Genomic DNA, 17,563 nt, shown 5'->3' on the forward strand with positions numbered 1-17,563 from the left:
GATAGAGTCGACGGGTGACCGACGCTCCCACCTCGGCCCCGACGTCCGCGACGCCGCGCCTGCTCCTGCTCGACGGCCACTCGTTGGCCTACCGCGCCTTCTTCGCCCTGCCGGTGGAGAACTTCTCCACCACCACCGGCCAGCACACCAACGCGGTCTACGGCTTCACCTCGATGCTCATCAACGTGCTGCGCGACGAGCAGCCGACGCACCTCGCGGTCGCCTTCGACGTGTCCCGGCAGACCTTCCGGATGGAGGAGTACGCCGAGTACAAGGCCAAGCGGGCCAAGACGCCGGGGGAGTTCAGCAGCCAGCTGCCGCTGATCGAGGAGGTGCTCGACGCGCTGCGGATCCCGTTCCTGAAGAAGGACGGCTACGAGGCCGACGACATCATCGCCACGCTCACGACCCAGGCCCTCGCGGACGGCATGGAGGTGCTGATCCTCACCGGCGACCGCGACTCCCTGCAGCTGGTCACCGACCGGTCGACCGTGCTCTACCCGATGCGCGGCGTCTCCGACCTGGCGCGGATGACCCCCGAGGCGGTCGAGGCGAAGTACGGCGTTCCGCCGCACCGCTATCCCGAGATCGCCGCGATCGTCGGCGAGACCTCCGACAACCTGCCGGGCGTGCCGGGCGTCGGCGTCGGGTTCGCCGCGAAGTGGATCAACACCTACGACGGCCTCGACAACGTCATCACCCACGCCGACAAGATCACCGGCAAGAAGGGCGAGGCGCTCCGCGCGCACCTGGGCGACGTGATCCGCAACCGCCGGCTCAACGCGCTGGTGCGTGACCTCGACCTCGACCTCGCCCCCGCCGACATGGCGATCCGGCCCTGGGACCGGCAGGAGGTGCACACGCTCTTCGACGGCCTGGAGTTCCGGGTGCTGCGCGACCGGCTCTTCGAGACGCTCAGCTCCGAGGAGGAGATCGACGACTCCGGCTTCGACGTCGAGATGAGCGTCCTGGGCGCCGGCGAGCTGACCGCGTGGCTCGCCGAGCACGCCGCCGGCTCCGACCGGGTCGGCGTGCACGTCGCGGGCCGGTGGGGCGCCGGCACCGGCGACGTCGACGCGCTCGCCCTGGCCACGGTCGAGGGCGCGGCGGCGTACGTCACCGCCGAGACGATGGACCCCGCCGACGAGGAGGCCCTGCGTGTCTGGCTCAGCGACCCGGCGCGCCCGAAGGTGCTGCACGACGCCAAGGGGCCGATCCTCGCGCTCGACGCCTGGGGGATGCCGCTCGCCGGGCTCTCCCGCGACACCGCGCTGTCGGCGTACCTCGCCCGGCCCGACCAGCGCTCCTACGACCTGGCCGACCTCACCGTGCGCTACCTCAAGCGCGAGCTGCGCACCGGTGCCGCCGACGACGGGCAGCTCAGCCTCGACGGCCTCACCGACGAGGCCGCCGGACAGGTCGAGATGCTGCACGCGCGCGCGGTGCTGGACCTGGCCGCCGCGCTGGACGAGGAGCTCGCCGACCGTGGCGGCACCCGCCTGCTCGAGGACATCGAGCTGCCGCTGGTGGACCTGCTGGCCACGATGGAGCGCACCGGCATCGCGGTCGACACCGAGCACCTCGAGGAGCTCGAGCGGCACTTCGCCGGCGAGGTGAAGCTCGCGGCCGAGGACGCCTTCGCGGTGATCGGCAAGGAGATCAACCTCGGCTCGCCCAAGCAGCTGCAGGTGGTGCTCTTCGACGAGCTGGACATGCCGAAGACCAAGCGCACCAAGACCGGCTACACGACCGACGCGGACGCGCTGCAGGCGCTCTACGTCAAGACCGAGCACCCGTTCCTGCTGCACCTGCTGCGGCACCGCGACGTCGCGCGGCTGCGGCAGACGATCGAGGGGCTGCTGAAGACGGTGGCGCCCGACGGGCGGATCCACACGACGTTCAACCAGACCATCGCCGCCACCGGTCGGCTCTCCAGCACCGACCCGAACCTGCAGAACATCCCCATCCGCACCGAGGAGGGCCGGCGGATCCGCGAGGCGTTCGTGGTCGGCCCCGGCCACGAGTCGCTGATGACGGCCGACTACAGCCAGATCGAGATGCGGATCATGGCCCACCTCTCCGAGGACGAGCTCCTGATCGAGGCGTTCCGCTCGGGCCACGACTTCCACTCCGTCACGGCCGCGCGGGTCTTCGACGTGCCGGCCGAGGAGGTCGGCCCGGAGCAGCGGGCGAAGATCAAGGCGATGAACTACGGCCTGGCCTACGGGCTCTCGGCCTACGGCCTGGGCCAGCAGCTGGCCATCGAGCCGTCCGAGGCGCGGGTGCTGATGGATGAGTACTTCGAGACCTTCGGCGGCATCCGCGACTACCTCGGCGGGGTGGTCGACGAGGCCCGACGCACCGGCTACACCGAGACGATCTACGGCCGTCGCCGCTACCTGCCGGACCTCACCAGCGACAACCGTCAGCGCCGGGAGATGGCGGAGCGGATGGCGCTCAACGCCCCGATCCAGGGCTCGGCCGCGGACCTGATCAAGATCGCCATGCTCAACGTCGACCGGGCGGTGTGCGAGGCCGGGCTGCGCTCGCGGATGCTGCTCCAGGTCCACGACGAGCTCGTGCTCGAGGTCGCCGAGGGGGAGCGGGAGGCGCTCGAGGAGCTCGTACGCCGGGAGATGGCCGGCGCCGCCCAGCTCGCCGTGCCGCTCGACGTGTCGGTGGGCACCGGCCGCAGCTGGCACGAGGCCGCCCACTGATCAGTCACTGACGTCCCGGAAGAAACCACCCATCCGGGCGGGCGACCGGCTCCGAACCCCGTCCGGTGTCCGCGACGCGACTCGCGGGGAGTCGCGCGCGGACGCCACCTGCACGGCGGCCGACAGTCGGTCCGGCAGGTCGAGCCAGGCAGGTCGAGCAAGCACGGCGACCCCGGGAGGGTGGTCCACGGATGAGCAGTGCCGAGACGGCGTCGGAGCTGCACGCGGTCATCGGCGAGGCACCGGCCGCGGTGCTCGTCGTCGACCTCGGAGCGGGCGCGGTGGTGCACGCCAACGACGTCGCCCAGCAGCTCGCACCGGGCGTCGCGCTGCCGGTGCCGCTGGAGCGGTGGTCGGTCGCCGCCCAGCTGCGGGACGCCGCCGGTCAGGAGCTGTCGGACTCGGCGCACCCGCTGAGCAGGCTGCTGCGTGCCGAGGCGGTGCCGGGCCAGCGGGTCTCCGCGCAGCGCACCAGCGGGATGGGCGCGTCGCGCGAGCCGCTGTGGATGATCGGCCTGCCGATGTCCGGGGCGCCGATGCTCGACGACCACGCGCTCGTCGTCTTCCTCGCGGTCCGCGAGCGTCACGCAGCCGCCGCGGTCGAGGCCTTCGCCGACCAGGAGGCCAGGGTGCGCGACCGGGCCGTGCTGGCGACCGGCCTGTCGTTCACGGTGGCCGACGCCCGGCAGCCCGACATGCCGCTCATCTGGGTCAACCCGGCTTTCAGCGTCACCTCCGGCTACTCCTTCGAGGAGGCCGTCGGCCACAACTGCCGCTTCCTCCAGGGGCCCGGGACCGACCGCGCCGAGGTCGGGCGCGTGCGGGACGCCCTGCGGGCGGGCGAGCCGGTCACCGCGACGCTGCTGAACTACCGCAAGGACGGGCTCGCCTTCTGGAACCAGGTGACGATGTCGCCGATCCTCGACGAGGCCGGCGAGCTGTCCCACTACGTCGGTGTGCAGAGCGACGTCAGCGGCCGGATCGAGGCCGACCGGCAGCGCGACGCCGCCGAGGGCAGGCTCCGGCTGATGGCCGAGGCCAGCCAGCAGCTGAGCGGCGAGCTGGACATCGACGAGGCGCGTGCCCGGTTGCTCCAGCTGCTGGTGCCGGCGCTGGCGGACATGGCCGTCTTCCTCCACACCGACGAGCAGGGCACGGTCACCGAGCACCGCGTCGCCCACCGGGACCCGGCCGCGGTGCCGGTGCTCGAGGCGCTCGCCGAGCGGCTGACCGGCGAGCTCCCGCCCGGCGGGCTGGTGCGCACGGTCCTCGACGGACGGTCGCACCGGTTGCTCGACGGCAGCCACGCGGCGTACGTCGGCGACGCCGTGCTCGATCAGGACGCCACCGACCTCCTCGCCATCGGCTCCACGCTGGTGGTGGCGCTCCCGGGCCGCCTCGGCGTGCGCGACGTGGTCGTGCTGAGCCGGGTCCGGGGCGGCTCGTTCACCGATGCCGACGTGGACGTCGCCGTGGACCTCGGTCGGCGGGCAGGGCTCATCCTCGACAACCTGCGGCTCTACGCCTCCCAGACGCTCATCGCCCAGACGCTGCAGCGCAGCCTGCTGCCGCGGCTGCCCGACCTCGACGGCGTCCGGGTCGAGGCGCGGTACCTGGCCGGCGCGGACGGGGCCGAGGTCGGCGGCGACTTCTACGAGGTGCTGGAGCTGCCCGCGGGCGCTGCGGACGGTGCGGGCGGCTCCGAGGACGGACGCCGACCGTTCGGGTTGGCCGTCGGCGACGTGACCGGGCACGACGTGTACGCCGCCGCGGCGATGGGCCAGCTCAAGGGCATCCTCCGGGCGACCGCCACGTCGCAGGGGCTGAGACCGGCGGCGGTCCTGGAGCAGGTCGACCTGCTGCTCCCGGCGCTCAACGTCGTCTCACCCATGGCAACCATGCTCTTCGCCCATGTCGAGCCGCTGCCCGGGGGACGCTGGCGGCTGACGTTCTCGAGCGCCGGCCACCCACCGCTGCTGCTGCGGCACCCCGACGGCCGCGTCGAGGTCGTCGACCCGGGGGAGGCCCGTGGGACGATCCTCGGCTTCGGCACGGCCGACCGCGGGGAGACCAGCCGCGTCCTCGAGCCGGGCACGACGCTGGTCGCCTACACCGACGGGCTGGTCGAGCGTCGCGGCGAACCGCTCGACGTCGGCCTCGAGCGCCTGCGCCGGGCCGTCGCGGCCGGCGACGCCGTGCACGCCGACCACCTCGTCGACACGCTCGTCGAGCCGTCCGCCGGCGACAGCGGCACCGACGACGTCGTGGTCGTCGCCATCCACCTCCTGCCCTGACCGCCCCCGCTGGTCGAGCAGCGGAGGCCGGCCGACAGGGCGGCGACCGCGGTCACCGGGTCTCGTCGACGCTCTCCGGGGCTCGCTCCTCGACCGGCGGAGCGGCGGGGCGGCCGAAGATCGCGACCGCGATGAGGACGGTGAAGAGGGCGGCGTCGAGGCCGAGGACCAGGCTGACGAGCGCCTCGACGGAGTGGACGAACGGGGCGCTGCACAGCAGCGCGACCAGGGTCGCCCAGATCGCGAGGATCGCGCGCCACTGCTGCCGGGCCAGGGCGGAGTAGAGGAGCAGCTGGACCATCGAGAGCAGGGTGCCGACGAGGGCGAAGAGCCAGAGCAGGTCCTTGACCTCCTCGAAGTCCTCGCCGCCGACGAAGACCAGCGCGAGGTCGGGGAGGAGCAGGGTGCCGCCCATGCCACACAGCCCGAGGGCAAGCGCGACGACGAGCGCCTTGACCAGCGTGCTGCTGTCGGCGCCGCGGGTGGCCATCGAGGGGAAGGCGATGACCGCGACGAACTGCGGCAGGAAGAGGATCGCCTTGACCAGGATCAGCCCGCCCGCGTAGAGGCCGGCGGTGTGGTCGTCGAGGACCGCGCGGGCGAGCAGGATGTCGGCGTTGGAGAGCGCGAAGAACGCGAGCAGGGCCTGGCTGCTGCCGGCCACCTCGCGGATCAGCTCGCCCGCGGAGACCTGGGTGGCGGTGGTGGTGCTCCGGGGACGGCGCAGGGCGACGTACCCGATCACGACCGGCAGCCAGGCGCCGATCGCGACGCCGAGGACGGCGGCGAACTCCGTGCGCCAGACGAGCAGGAAGCCGACACCCGCCGCGACCCGGCCGACGCCCTGGGCGAGGTAGACCAGCGAGAGCGGCGCCCACCGTCGCTCGCCCTGGAGCACGCCGGCCTGGCCGCCCATGATGGTGAGCGGGGCCGCGGTGAGGGCGACCAGCGCGGCGGTCGGGAGGCTCTCGAGGCGCAGCACGGCGTTCATCACCGGCGCGAGGGCGAGCAGGACGAGCGCGAGGACGAGGGCGCTGCGGTAGGACACGCCCAGCACGACCCGCTCGACCGCGACGACGGACTCCGGCGAGGCCGAGATCCGGCGGGCGCCGGTGGCCTGCAGGCCGAGGGAGAGCACGTTGACGACGAGCAGCACGCCCATGATCGCCGAGAACGCGCCGAAGTCGCTGGGGCCGACGAGGTGGGCGACCAGCACGGTGTAGCCGTAGGTCGCGACGTTCATGACGGCCATGGCGACCGCGAGCGCGGCGCCGCTCCTCAGCAGCGCGCGGAAGCCGCCGGCGGTCTCGGACACGCGGGGCAGCCTAAGGGGCGGCCCGCCGCGCCCGACGCGGGATGGTTGGATCGCCGCGTGTCCGACTGGCGTGCGTGGGTGCCGCGTGCGTGGTCCCTCGCCCTGGCGCTGCTGCTGCTCGGTCCCGCCCTCGGTCCGGGGTTCCTGCTGACCTACGACATGGTCTGGGTGCCGGACCTCGCCGTGCGACCCGACGTGTGGGGCGTCGGCTCCGGCCTGCCGCGCGCGGTGCCCTCCGACGCGGTCGTGGCGGTCCTCGACGAGGTCGTGCCCGGCGCGCTGCTGCAGAAGGTCGTGCTGCTCGCCGCCCTCGTCGGCGGCGGCCTCGGTGCGCGGCGCCTGGTGCCGGGGGAGTCGCTCGCCTCCCAGCTGGTGGCGGTGTCGGTCTACCAGTGGAACCCCTACGTCACCGAGCGTCTGCTGCTGGGGCACTGGCCCGTGCTGGTGGGGTACGCCGTCCTCCCGTGGGTGCTGCTCGCGGGTCGCCGCTGGCGGGAGACCGGCACGCTGCCCGCGTCCCTGCTGGTGCTCGCGCCGCTCGGCTGCCTGAGCGTGAGCGCCGGTCTCGCGACGGCAGTGGCGGTGCTCGCGGCCGCGGCCGGCGGCCGGCGCACCCTCCCCGCGCTCGGGATCGTGCTCGTGGCGAACCTCCCGTGGCTGGTCACCGGCGCGCTGCACGCGGCGGACGCGCGGACCGACGCCGCCGGGGCGGAGCTCTTCGCGCTGGGACCCGACGGCGCCCTCCCGCCCCCACTCGCCGCGCTGGTGCTCGGCGGGGTCTGGAACGGCGAGGTCGTCCTGCCCTCCCGCGACGGCGTGCTGGCCTGGCTCGGGCTGCTGCTCCTCGTCGCGCTCGCCGCGGTCGGGACGCGGACCTGGCTGCGCGCCACGCCCCGCCGCGACGCGGTCGCGCTCCTCGTCTGCTGGACGGTCGGCCTCTCGCTCGCCCTGCTCACCTGGGCGGCCCCGGGCGCGGTCGGCTGGCTGGCCGAGAACGTCCCGGGCGTCGGCGTCGTCCGCGACGGCTCCCGCCTGCTCGTGCTGTGCGCCCCGCTCGTCGCGGTGCTCGCCGGCTGCGGCGCGGCCGCCCTGCTCCGCCGCGTCCGTGACCTCGGCCCCCGCCTGGTGCTCGCCGGCGCGCTCGTGGTCTCGCCGGTCACGCTCCTGCCCGACGCGGCGCTCGGCCTCTCCGGCCGCCTCGACCCCACCACCTACCCGGCGTCGTACGCCGCGGCGCGCGACGCCGTGGACGACGCGGGGCCGGGCGACGTGCTCGCGCTGCCGCTGTCCAGCTACCGCCAGCCGTCGTGGAACCACGACCGCAAGGTGCTCGACCCGCTCCCGCGGCACCTGCCGCGGGACGTGGTCGCCAGCGACGAGCTGGTGGTCTCCGACGTGACGGTCGCGGGGGAGGACCCCCGCGTGCGCGAGGCGGCCGCGGCGCTCGACGCGGGCACGCTGGTGGAGCGCGCCGCGCGGCTGGCCGACCTCGGCATCGGCGTCATCGCGGTCGACCGGCTCGCGCCCGGCCCATCGCTGTCCATCGAGGGCCGGGTGCTGCTCGACAGCGAGGAGCTGCTCGTGGTGGAGCTCGACGGAGCGCGCGAGCGTCCGGTCCCGACGTCATGGGTGGTGGCGACGGCCGTCGCGTGGGCGCTGTGGGCTGCGTCGTCCTTCGCGGCGATCGGGCTCGCGGTGACGCGCCGGCGAAGGGGTCGCGGGACGCCGGATGGGCGGTCCCCTCGGCCGACGTGACGGAACTCTCCGAAATGCGGCGCGCGGGGTTTCCCGCTGTTACGGTTCTGGCCGAACCTAGGGAGGGGTTTTCACGTGGGAAGCATCCTGAGCACCTTCGGCAGCCTGGCCATCGGCGGCATCGTCGCGTCGGCCACGATCGTCGGTGTCGTGTCGTCGCAGACGAGCTCGAGTGGCGAGTCGCCGGCGAACGTCAACCAGCCGGTCATCCAGTACGGCACCGAGGGCTGACCACAGCCCCTCAGATCCCGGCTGCGGAGCTCCTCAGCCGCGCTTGCGTCCCGGTCCCCGGCGGCGTCGGCGCGGGGCGAGCACCTCGTCGGGATCTTCTGGGTCCTGGCTGTCGACGGGCGTGCCCTCGAGCGCGGCCAGGACCACCAGCGCGAACGAGTGCTGGGCGTGCTGCCACGTGTAGGCGTGGCTCATCTCGCGCGCGCCCTTCCCGAGCCGCTCGCGCTCCTCGCGGTCGCGCAGCAGCAGCCCGATCGCCGCGGTGAGCTCCTCGGGCGCGTCCACGAGCAGTCCCGACCGGTGGTCGGCGACCGACTCCTGGGTGCCCCCGGCCGAGCGGTAGGCCACGGTCGGCGTGGCGTGCATGCCGGCCTCGCCGATGACGAGCCCCCAACCCTCCTTCAGCGACGGCAGGACCAGAAGCCAGGCCCGCTCGTAGACCTCGTGCTTGCGCGCCTCGTCGACATGGCCCTCGAAGACCACGGTGTCGCCGGCCCCGTGGGAGCGGGCGTACTCCTGGAGCTGCGCCTCCCACCAGCCGCCGCCGACCACGTGCAGGCGCAGGTCGGGGTGCTCGGCGCGCAGCGTGAGCGCCGCGTCGATGGCGTGCTCGACCTGCTTGTGCGGCACCAGCCGGCCGACGACGGCGATCGTCGGCGTGGGCGCCTTGCCCGGGTCGACGGGCACGACCGGGTCGGTGCCGTTGTGGACGACGGCGACCCGCGGACCGCGCACGCCCAGCTCGCGCAGCTCCGACCGCGTGGCGCGGGAGACGGCGACGTACTGGTTGCGGCGGTAGAGCCACGGCGCCAGCCGTCGCTCGATCCACCACCCGACGCGCGCGGTGAGGCCGCTGTAGACGACCGGCCACTGCTCGCGGTGGACGTGGTGGACGAGCACGACGACCGGCTTGCGGGTGACCAGCCGGCTGAAGAACGGCAGCCCGTTCTGCACGTCGACGACGAGGTCCACCTCGCCCTGGCCGCCGCCGGCCAGCTCGCCGGAAGCCAGCGCCCGCATGCCCGCGGGGTAGACCGAGAGCTTCGAGCCGCGGCGCACGAACCGGATCCCGTCGACGACCTCCTCCGGTGGCGCGGCCGCGTGCGCGGCGCAGAAGATTGTGACCCGGCAGCCGCGGGCGACGAGCCCTGCGGCCATCTTCTCCAGGTAGCGCTCCGCGCCGCCGCCCTCCGGGTTGCGCGTGTCGCGCCAGCTCAGGAAGGCGACGTGCTTGCCGCGCAACGGCTCGAGGGTGTCCACCGCTCCGTCGGCCGCCTCGTCGCCCAGATCTCCCACCCGCGCGAAGGTACCAGTGGGTAAGGTTCCGGCGTGCCGAGCCAGACCCCGTCCCCGACGACCCGTCAGCGGGGGCCCTGGAAGGCCACCATGCGCCGCTCGGTCCGCCTCTTCCGGGAGTTCGGCCACGAGCAGGACGACCCGGCGCGCTTCTACACCGCGCTGGCCGAGGACTCCGCGGACCAGCTGTCGACCTACGTCCCGCTGGACGGCGCCGTGCTGCTGGACGTCGGCGGGGGACCGGGCTACTTCCGCGACGCCTTCCGCGCCGCGGGTGCGACGTACTGGGCCCTCGACGCCGACGTCGGCGAGCTCGCCGGCCTCGGCGGCATCGCCTCGGGGACGGTCGTCGGCAGCGGGATGGAGCTGCCGTTCCGCACCGGCTCGGTCGACGTCTGCTACTCCTCCAACGTCCTCGAGCACGTGCGCGACCCGTGGCGGATGGCCGACGAGATGGTGCGCGTGACGGCCCCCGGCGGCACGGTCTTCATCTCCTACACGCTGTGGTTCGGCCCGTGGGGCGGTCACGAGACCGCGCCGTGGCACTACCTCGGCGGGCGGCGGGCGCGGCGGAGGTACGCCGCGAAGCACGGCCACGAGCCGAAGAACAAGTACGGCGAGTCGCTCTTCGCCGTCACCGCCGGCGCGGGGCTGCGCTGGGCCCGGGCCCAGGAGCAGCTCGGGGTGGCCGAGGTCGTCGACCTCACCCCGCGCTACAACCCGCGCTGGTCGCAGTTCCTCCTGCGGGTGCCGCTCGTGCGTGAGGTGGTGACGTGGAACCTCGTGATCGTCCTGCGCAAGCGGTGACCTTCCGGTTCCGGCTGCTGGCCTCCTGCGCGGTCCTCGTCGGCCTGGCGTTCGTGCAGGACCCGGGCCTGCTGGCCGCGGACACCAAGCTCGACCTCGTCCTGGCCCCGGCCGACTGGCTCTCCCGTGCGCTCCACCTGTGGGACGCCGAGGGCGCGTTCGGCCAGCTGCAGAACCAGGCCTACGGCTACCTCTGGCCGATGGGGCCGTTCTTCCTGCTCGGCTGGCTCGTCGACCTGCCGGGGTGGGTCGTGCAACGGCTGTGGCAGGGGCTGGTCATGTCGGTCGCCTTCGCGGGCACCGCGAAGGTCGCCCGCGCGCTCGGCGTCCGCTCCGACCTGGCCTGCCTGCTCGCGGGCTTCGCCTTCGCGCTCTCGCCGCGGCTGCTCACCACGCTGGGCCCGATCTCGATCGAGGCGTGGCCGAGCGCGCTGGCGCCCTGGGTGCTGCTCCCGCTGGTGCGCCGCGCGACGCAGGGCTCGCCGCGCCGCGCGGCCGCGCTCTCCGCCCTGGCGGTCGCGATGGTCGGCGGCGTGAACGCCGCGGCCACCTTCGCGGTGCTGCCGCTGGGGATCGTGTGGCTGCTCACCCGCACCCCCGGGCCGCGCCGCCGGGCGCTGATGCTGTGGTGGCCGCTGTTCACCGCGCTCGGCACGCTGTGGTGGCTGGTCCCGCTGTTCGTCATGGGCGCCTACAGCCCGCCCTTCCTCGACTTCATCGAGACCACGACGGTCACGACGTTCCCCACGACGGTCTTCGACGCCTTGCGCGGGACCTCCAACTGGGTGCCGTACGCCGACGCCGGCTCGCGCGCCGGCAACGACCTGCTCCGCACCTCCTGGGTCATCGTGCTCAGCGGTGTGCTGCTGCTCCTCGGCGTCGCCGGGCTGCTGGACCGCCGGACCCCGCACCGCGCGTTCCTCGGCCTGTCGCTGCTGGTCGGCGTCCTCATGGTCACCGCCGGGCACCGCGGCGCCGTCGAGGGCTGGCTCGCCGCGCCGGTGGCCGACCTGCTCGACGGCGTGCTGGCCCCTCTGCGCAACGTGCACAAGTTCGACCCCATCATCCGGCTGCCGCTCGTGCTCGGCCTCGCCTTCGTCGTCGAGCGCATGCTGACCGCGCTGCGCGAGCAGCCCGACGCCCCCCGCGCGGACCGCGTCAACCGGCGGGTGCTGGTGGCTGCCGCGGTCGTCGCCGTGGTCGGGTGCGCGGCCCCCGCCGTGCAGGGTCGGGTCCAGCCGGCCGGGGCGACGCTCGGTGTGCCGGAGTACTGGCACGAGGCCGCCGACTACGTCGCCGCGGAGTCCAGCGGCGGCACGGCCCTGCTCGTGCCGGGGTCGCCGTTCGGCGAGTACCTCTGGGGCGACACCGCCGACGAACCGATGCAGTGGCTCGCGGACTCGCGCTGGGCGGTCCGCAACGTGATCCCGTTGACCCCGCCCGCCACCATCCGCATGTTCGACGGCATCGAGCGGCGCCTGACCCAGGGCGACGGCTCGCCGGGCCTCACCGCGGCCCTGCGCCGCGCCGGCGTCCAGCACCTCGTGGTCCGCAACGACCTCGAGCGCTCCGGCGACGTGCCGGACCCGGTGCTGGTGCACCAGGCCCTCGACGCGTCGCCCGGCATCGAGCGGGTCGCCGAGTTCGGTCCGCTGATCGGCGGCGAGGCGCACCTGCGCGACGGCCAGGAGCGGGTGCTCGTCAACGGCGGTCGGCAGACCGAGCACGCCGCGGTCGAGGTGTACGCCGTGTCCCCGACGCCGCCGGCCGCGGTCTCCGCCGACGACCCGACCGTGCTCGCCGCCGGGCCGGAGGACCTGCCCGACCTGCTCGACCTCGACGTGCTGGGCGACGCGCCGGTGGTGCTGGCGCCCGACGCCCCGGCGGCGACCGACGGGGCGGCGCCCGGCCGGGTCGTGCTCACCGACGGCCTGCGCGACCGCGAGCGCTCGTTCGCCCGCATCCACGACGGGACCTCGCCGGTCTCGACACCTGGTGACGACGCGCAGGCCGACCGCCCGGTCCGCGACTACCCGCTCGCGGACATGGACCGCTGGACGACCACCGGCCGCCTCGAGGGCGCGCGCTCGGTCTCCGCGTCCTCCTCGCTCTCCGACGCCGACGCCGCCGGGGGCAGTCACCGCGGCGCGCTGCCGGTCGCCGCGCTCGACGGCGCGGTCGACACGGCATGGGACTCCGGCTTCAGTGCCGACGGCACGCCCTGGTGGCGGGTCGACCTCGAGGAGCCGCTCGAGGTCGAGTCGCTCACCGTCACCGCGTCCGCGCGGGAGGGACGGCAGCGCCTGCGTGCCGTCACCGAGCACGGCGCCTCCGAGCCCGTGACGATCAGCCGGGGCGGCACCCGCCGCCTGCTGCTCCCGCCCGCCGAGGACGGCGGCACGGAGATCACCTGGCTGCGGGTCGAGGCCGTCGAGGGCCCCTCGGCCGGCCGCCTGGCGCTCGCCGAGGTCGACGTGCCCGGGCTCTCGGTGCGCCGGGTCCTGGAGCTGCCGACCCTGCCCGAGGCCTGGGGCCGACCCGACGTCGTCGTCATGAACGCCGACCTCGACGCCCGCACCGGCTGCGTGGTCATCGGCTTCGAGGACCGCTGCGCCGTCGGGCGCGACCGGGCGTCCGAGGACGGCCCCGTCGTGCGCCGCTCCTTCGACCTCCCGGAGGCCGGCGCGTACGACGTGTCCCTGACGGCGCGCCCCCGCGCCGGCGGCGCGCTGGACGCGCTGGTCCTGGCGGACCGGGCCGGCGCGGCCGCGGCGTCCTCGCTGGCGCTGCCGGACCCGCGGGCCGGGGCGGTCGCCGCGATCGACGGCGACCCCGCCAGCGCCTGGCTCGCCGGCCCCGACGACGAGCAGGTCGAGCTCGTCCTGTCCTGGCTCGACCCGCGCCTGGTGACCGGCATCGACCTCGACGTCGACCTCGACACCGCCGCGCGGCTGCCCGACCACGTCGTGCTGACCTTCACCCGCCGAGGACGGATCGTCGCCGAGCGGGACGTCGAGCTCGGCCGCGACGGCCGGTCGGCGTTCCCGGGCGTGCGCGCGGACGGCGTGCGCATCCGGGTGCTGTCCGCCGAGCGCGCGACCGACCTGACCTTCGACGGCTCCTCGAGCGAGGTGCCGATCGGGGTCGGCGAGGTGACGCTCACCGGCGTGCCCTACTTCCCGCTGCGCCCCTCGGCGGAGGAGGTCCGGCAGCCGTGCGGGTCCGGCCCGGACGTCCAGGTCGGCCCCCGCCGGCTCCGCACCGCGGTGACGGCGTCCCCGCTCCAGCTGCTGCGCGGGGTCGAGGTCTCGGCCGAGCCGTGCGGCGTCCTCACCGGCGACGCGCCGGTCCTGCTGCCGGCCGGGACGGTCGAGGTGACGGCCGCCCGCAGCGACGCCTTCGAGACGGCCTCGGTCGTGCTCACCTCGACCGACGACCCGGGACCGGCCGCCGCCGCGACCGCCGCGGACGAGGACCTGTCCGGACCGGTCCGTCGCGTGCTCCAGCCGGCCGCGGACGACACGGTGGTCGCGCTGCGCGAGAACGCCAACCCGGGCTGGGTCGCCACCCAGGCCGGCGAGGAGCTCGAGCCGGTCGTCCTCGACGGCTGGCAGCAGGGCTTCCGGGTCTCCGGCGAGGATCCGGTGGAGGTCCGCTTCGCCCCCGACCGGACCTACCGGGCGGGCTTGGCCGGCGGCGCGGTCGCCCTGCTGGCGCTGCTCGCCGTCGTCGTGCTGACCCGCCGCCGGTGGAGCGGCCCGACGCCCGCGCCGCTGACCGACCGGCGCGTGCCGCCAGCCGTCGCCGTCGTCCTCGCGCTGGCCGGTGCCGGGCTGGTCGGCGGGACCATCGGCCTCGTGGTCGGCGCGGTCACCACCGGCGCGCTGGTGCTGCTCGGGCGGCGCGCTCCCGAGGTGCGCCCCTGGGCGCTGGCCCTGCCCGTGCTGCTCGCGGCGGCGGCGTACGCCGTCACGCCGTGGGGGAGCAGCGCCGGCTGGGCCGGGAACGACGCGTGGGTCGGCTACCTCGCGCTGGTGCCGTTCGTCGCCGTCGTGGCCGCCGTCGGCTCCTCGCGGGGCGGCGGGACGAGGCGCTTGAGGCGCATCGCCGGGACCTCGAGCAGCCGGTAGCCCAGCTCCGCGGCGACCAGGCTGCCGGCCATCGTCAGCAGCCACAGCTGCAGACCGTGGCCGCCGAAGATCTGCCACCCGGTCAGCCACATCACCAGGTGCAGCACGGGCAGGTGCAGCGCGAAGAGGCTGTACGACGTCAGGCCGAGGCGGCGGACGAGGCGGTGCCCCATGAACCGCCCGAAGCCGCTGCGCTCGTCGGCGACGACGGCGGGGAGGACGAGCAGCAGGCCGATCACCGTGTAGAGCAGGTTCTTGGTCAGCGACTCCGTGGTCGTCGGCGCGATGAGGAGCGCCGGGCCGGCCAGGGGCGTGGAGGAGACGAGCAGCAGCGCTCCGGCCAGGGTCCAGCACGCCCCGGGCTGGCGGCCCACGGCGAGGAACCGCCGCGCGGCGGGCGCGCCGCGGGTGGCCAGCACGTGCACGAGCGCCAGCCCGATGCCGGCGGCGAACCAGGTGAGGTAGCCCGGGAGCCACTGCTCCGGGCTACCGCCGGAGAGGCCGTCGGCCCGGTCGGCGCCGTCGAGGTGCCACCACACGGTCACCGCGGTCATCGCGGCCAGGACGAGCGCGACGCGCAGGGGCCGCAGCGCGCGGCGGCCCGTCGCGAGCAGCATCAGGAGCGGCAGCAGCAGGTAGAAGCAGACCTCGACCGCGAGGCTCCACATCTGGGTCAGGCCGTCCGGCGGCCGGGGCGCGACGAAGGTGTCGAGCATGAGCAGCGTCGTGGCCCACCCGCCGGGGCTGCGGTCGCGGTTGTCGTGGATGAACGACAGCGCGAGCACGACCGCGACGACGTACACCGGGGTGATCCGCAGGAACCGGTGCCACAGGTAGGTCCGGGTCGCCGGACGCCGCAGCCCCGCCGCGGCGCGGGCGAGGTAGGGCCGGGAGAGCAGGAAGCCGGAGAGCACGAAGAACACCGCCACCCCGACGTCGAGCCGGGCCAGCGTCACGCCCCAGAAGCCGTGCCGCCCGTAGTCGCCGGACCAGAACGCCACGTGCGTGGTGACCACGGCGAGTGCGCCGACCGCGCGCATCGCGTCCAGCGCCGGGAACCGGGGCCTGACGTCGGTGTCTAGCTCGACAGGAGCCGCCGCCACGGTCGTCATCGGTCCTCCTCGGTCTCGGGCTGGCCCACCACGAGCTCGTCCACGCACAGGGTGACACCGGGGTCCAGGCCGTCGAGAGTGATCGCCCCGAACGAGTGCTCCGCGTCGATCCGCACCAGCACCGTCCCCAGGCCTCCGGTCAGGTCGGCCGTGGTCGTGTCGCCGCCGGCCGTCACCCGCAGGCCGGTGTCGCCGGAGCTGAGGTACTCGATCCGCAGCCACCACGGCACGCCGACCGCCCGGGTCTCGAGCGGCAGCACCCGGGAGTCGCTACGCACGCGCCAGCCGCAGCCCGCCACCGGCCCCCGCAGCGCCGCCGTGGCCTCGTCGACCTCGGCCGGCAGGACCCGCCCGTCGTCGGTGAGCAGGTGGAGCCGGTCGGTGCTGTCGGGGAACCGCGCGGCCGGGGTGAGCATCGGCAGCAGCGTCGAGGTCAGGTTGTACGGCGCGCCGAAGGCGCCGCTGACGTTCGAGGGCAGCGGCTGGTCGGCGAGGTCGAGGGCGCCGAAGCCGTCGAGCTCGTCCCGGGCCGCCGCGAGCACGTCCTTGCCGGGGTTCTCGACGTGCCAGACGCGGGCGTAGGCCCAGGAGCTGAGCGTGCCGGAGACGGCGACGAGCACGGTGGCCGCGGCGATCCAGCGCGGACCCGGGGCGCGGGCCAGGAGCGGCTCGGCCCGCGTGCGGCTCGACTGGTCGGCCCCGCGCAGCTCCATTGTGGCCAGGCCCAGGCAGAGCGTGACCGCGCACGCGGCGTCGGTGAGGTAGCGGTACTCCGTGCCGACGACCGCCCCGACCACCTGGGCGCGGGTGGTGAGCAGCAGGACGTAGTCGGCGGCGACGTACGCCGCGAGCAGGACCCAGGCGCGCAGCGTGCGGTCGCGGCGCAGCGCGACGCCGATGACCACCAGGGCGATGCCGGTCCAGCACAGGTGGACCGCCCAGGTCGGCGGCACCGCCCGGGAGACCGGCGCGATGTCGGTGTCCCAGTGCCACGGGCCGCCGAAGAGCGCGGTCGTGAAGGAGTCGCCGACCAGGCGCCCGGCCAGCTCCGCCGCGCCGACCGGCCGCTCGTCGGAGGAGATCTGCGGGACGGCGACGACGTAGTAGACGAGGAACGCCACGCCACCGGCGATGCCGGCGAGGACGGCCGGCCAGTAGCGGCGCAGGACCGTGACCACGCGGCGTACCGGCCCACCAACCGCGAAGTAGGCGACGGCGACGAAGGCGAGCACCGGGAAGACCAGGAGGGTCTTGACGTAGCAGCAGAGCCCGAAGGCCAGGACCAGCAGCGTCACCGCCAGCCACCGCAGGCGGCGCGAGCGCAGGTAGTTGACCCAGGCGGCGACCGCCGCGAAGAACACCGCCTGCATCGGCACCTGGTTCAGCGCCGCGGCCCACCACATGAACGCCGGCATCGTCATCGCGGTCGACAGGTAGAGCGCGAGCGGCACCAGCACCCGGCCCCGGACCCCGAAGAGCGTCACCAGCATCCACAGGCACGCGATCGCCGCGACGGCCTGCATGACGATGCTCGTCGCGGCCAGCAGCGGCCAGGAGAGGTGGTCGGGCACGCCCCCGAGCCAGCCCAGGAACCGCCCGACCGGCATGAACTGCGCGGCGTACGGCTCCACCAGGCCCTCGGCCGACAGTCCGGCCTCCCGACCCTCGCGGACCAGCTGGTAGTCGTCGCCGTAGAAGAACCCGCCCCACACCGCCCAGGTGCGGAAGCCGACGTGCGCCAGCACCATCGCCGCCGCCGAGCCCAGCACGACCGCCCGGGGATCGAGCGGTGGCAGGTCGCCCGGGCGAGGCGTCCGGGCGAGTCGTCTCATCGCTGCGCGCACGCGCGAAGTCTGCCCGTCCCCGCCCACACCGGACGAAGTACGGCGGGTTTTCGACGAAACGG

10 protein-coding genes are annotated in these 17,563 nt (G+C 74.7%); 6 read left to right on the plus strand and 4 right to left on the minus strand.

All coding sequences use genetic code 11. The annotated features are described in order from the left end of the window. Positions 1 to 14: 14 nt before the first annotated feature. Both polA and H7344_RS00855 read left to right on the plus strand, forming a co-directional pair. A complete protein-coding gene (gene polA / locus H7344_RS00850) occupies positions 15 to 2,717 on the plus strand; it encodes a DNA polymerase I (protein ID WP_186344135.1) in 2,703 nt (900 codons plus the stop codon). A 191-nt stretch (positions 2,718 to 2,908) separates the two neighbouring features. Beyond that, the gene (locus tag H7344_RS00855) at positions 2,909 to 5,011 is read left to right on the plus strand and encodes a SpoIIE family protein phosphatase (RefSeq protein ID WP_186344136.1); all 2,103 of its coding nucleotides are present in this window, start codon (positions 2,909 to 2,911) and stop codon (positions 5,009 to 5,011) included. A gap of 52 nt (positions 5,012 to 5,063) precedes the next feature. On the opposite strand, the gene H7344_RS00860 is transcribed toward H7344_RS00855, so the two are convergent. After that, the gene (locus H7344_RS00860) at positions 5,064 to 6,326 is read right to left on the minus strand and encodes a lipopolysaccharide biosynthesis protein (RefSeq protein ID WP_186344137.1); all 1,263 of its coding nucleotides are present in this window, start codon (positions 6,324 to 6,326) and stop codon (positions 5,064 to 5,066) included. Between the two features lie 57 nt (positions 6,327 to 6,383). Here H7344_RS00860 and H7344_RS00865 point away from each other — a divergent pair, with 57 nt between their 5' ends. Together H7344_RS00865 and H7344_RS00870 are read left to right on the plus strand one after the other, a co-directional pair. Further along, a complete protein-coding gene (locus H7344_RS00865; protein ID WP_186344138.1) occupies positions 6,384 to 8,081 on the plus strand; it encodes a hypothetical protein in 1,698 nt (565 codons plus the stop codon). Positions 8,082 to 8,156: 75 nt separating this feature from the next. After that, complete coding sequence (locus H7344_RS00870; RefSeq protein ID WP_166190635.1) at positions 8,157 to 8,312, plus strand: hypothetical protein; 156 nt, start codon at positions 8,157 to 8,159, stop codon at positions 8,310 to 8,312. Between the two features lie 33 nt (positions 8,313 to 8,345). On the opposite strand, the gene H7344_RS00875 is transcribed toward H7344_RS00870, so the two are convergent. After that, positions 8,346 to 9,608, minus strand: coding sequence for a glycosyltransferase family 4 protein (locus H7344_RS00875; RefSeq protein WP_229706824.1), 1,263 nt, complete (start codon positions 9,606 to 9,608; stop codon positions 8,346 to 8,348). 33 nt (positions 9,609 to 9,641) lie between these two features. Here H7344_RS00875 and H7344_RS00880 point away from each other — a divergent pair, with 33 nt between their 5' ends. Next, positions 9,642 to 10,415, plus strand: coding sequence for a class I SAM-dependent methyltransferase (locus H7344_RS00880; RefSeq protein ID WP_229706823.1), 774 nt, complete (start codon positions 9,642 to 9,644; stop codon positions 10,413 to 10,415). Beyond that, positions 10,412 to 14,545, plus strand: a complete 4,134-nt coding sequence (locus H7344_RS00885) for an alpha-(1->3)-arabinofuranosyltransferase domain-containing protein (protein ID WP_186344139.1) — start codon at positions 10,412 to 10,414, stop codon at positions 14,543 to 14,545. Before H7344_RS00880 ends, H7344_RS00885 begins: the two co-directional genes overlap by 4 nt. Here H7344_RS00885 and H7344_RS00890 read toward each other — a convergent pair. Next, on the minus strand, positions 14,437 to 15,657 hold the full coding sequence (locus H7344_RS00890) for an acyltransferase family protein (protein ID WP_186344140.1): 1,221 nt from the start codon (positions 15,655 to 15,657) through the stop codon (positions 14,437 to 14,439). The two genes, H7344_RS00885 and H7344_RS00890, sit on opposite strands and share 109 nt — an antisense overlap. After that, complete coding sequence (locus H7344_RS00895) at positions 15,654 to 17,501, minus strand: hypothetical protein (protein ID WP_186344141.1); 1,848 nt, start codon at positions 17,499 to 17,501, stop codon at positions 15,654 to 15,656. Before H7344_RS00895 ends, H7344_RS00890 begins: the two co-directional genes overlap by 4 nt. Between the last annotated feature and the right edge of the window lie 62 nt (positions 17,502 to 17,563).

Source organism: Nocardioides deserti, assembly GCF_014266025.1.
GTDB classification, from domain to species: domain Bacteria; phylum Actinomycetota; class Actinomycetes; order Propionibacteriales; family Nocardioidaceae; genus Nocardioides; species Nocardioides deserti.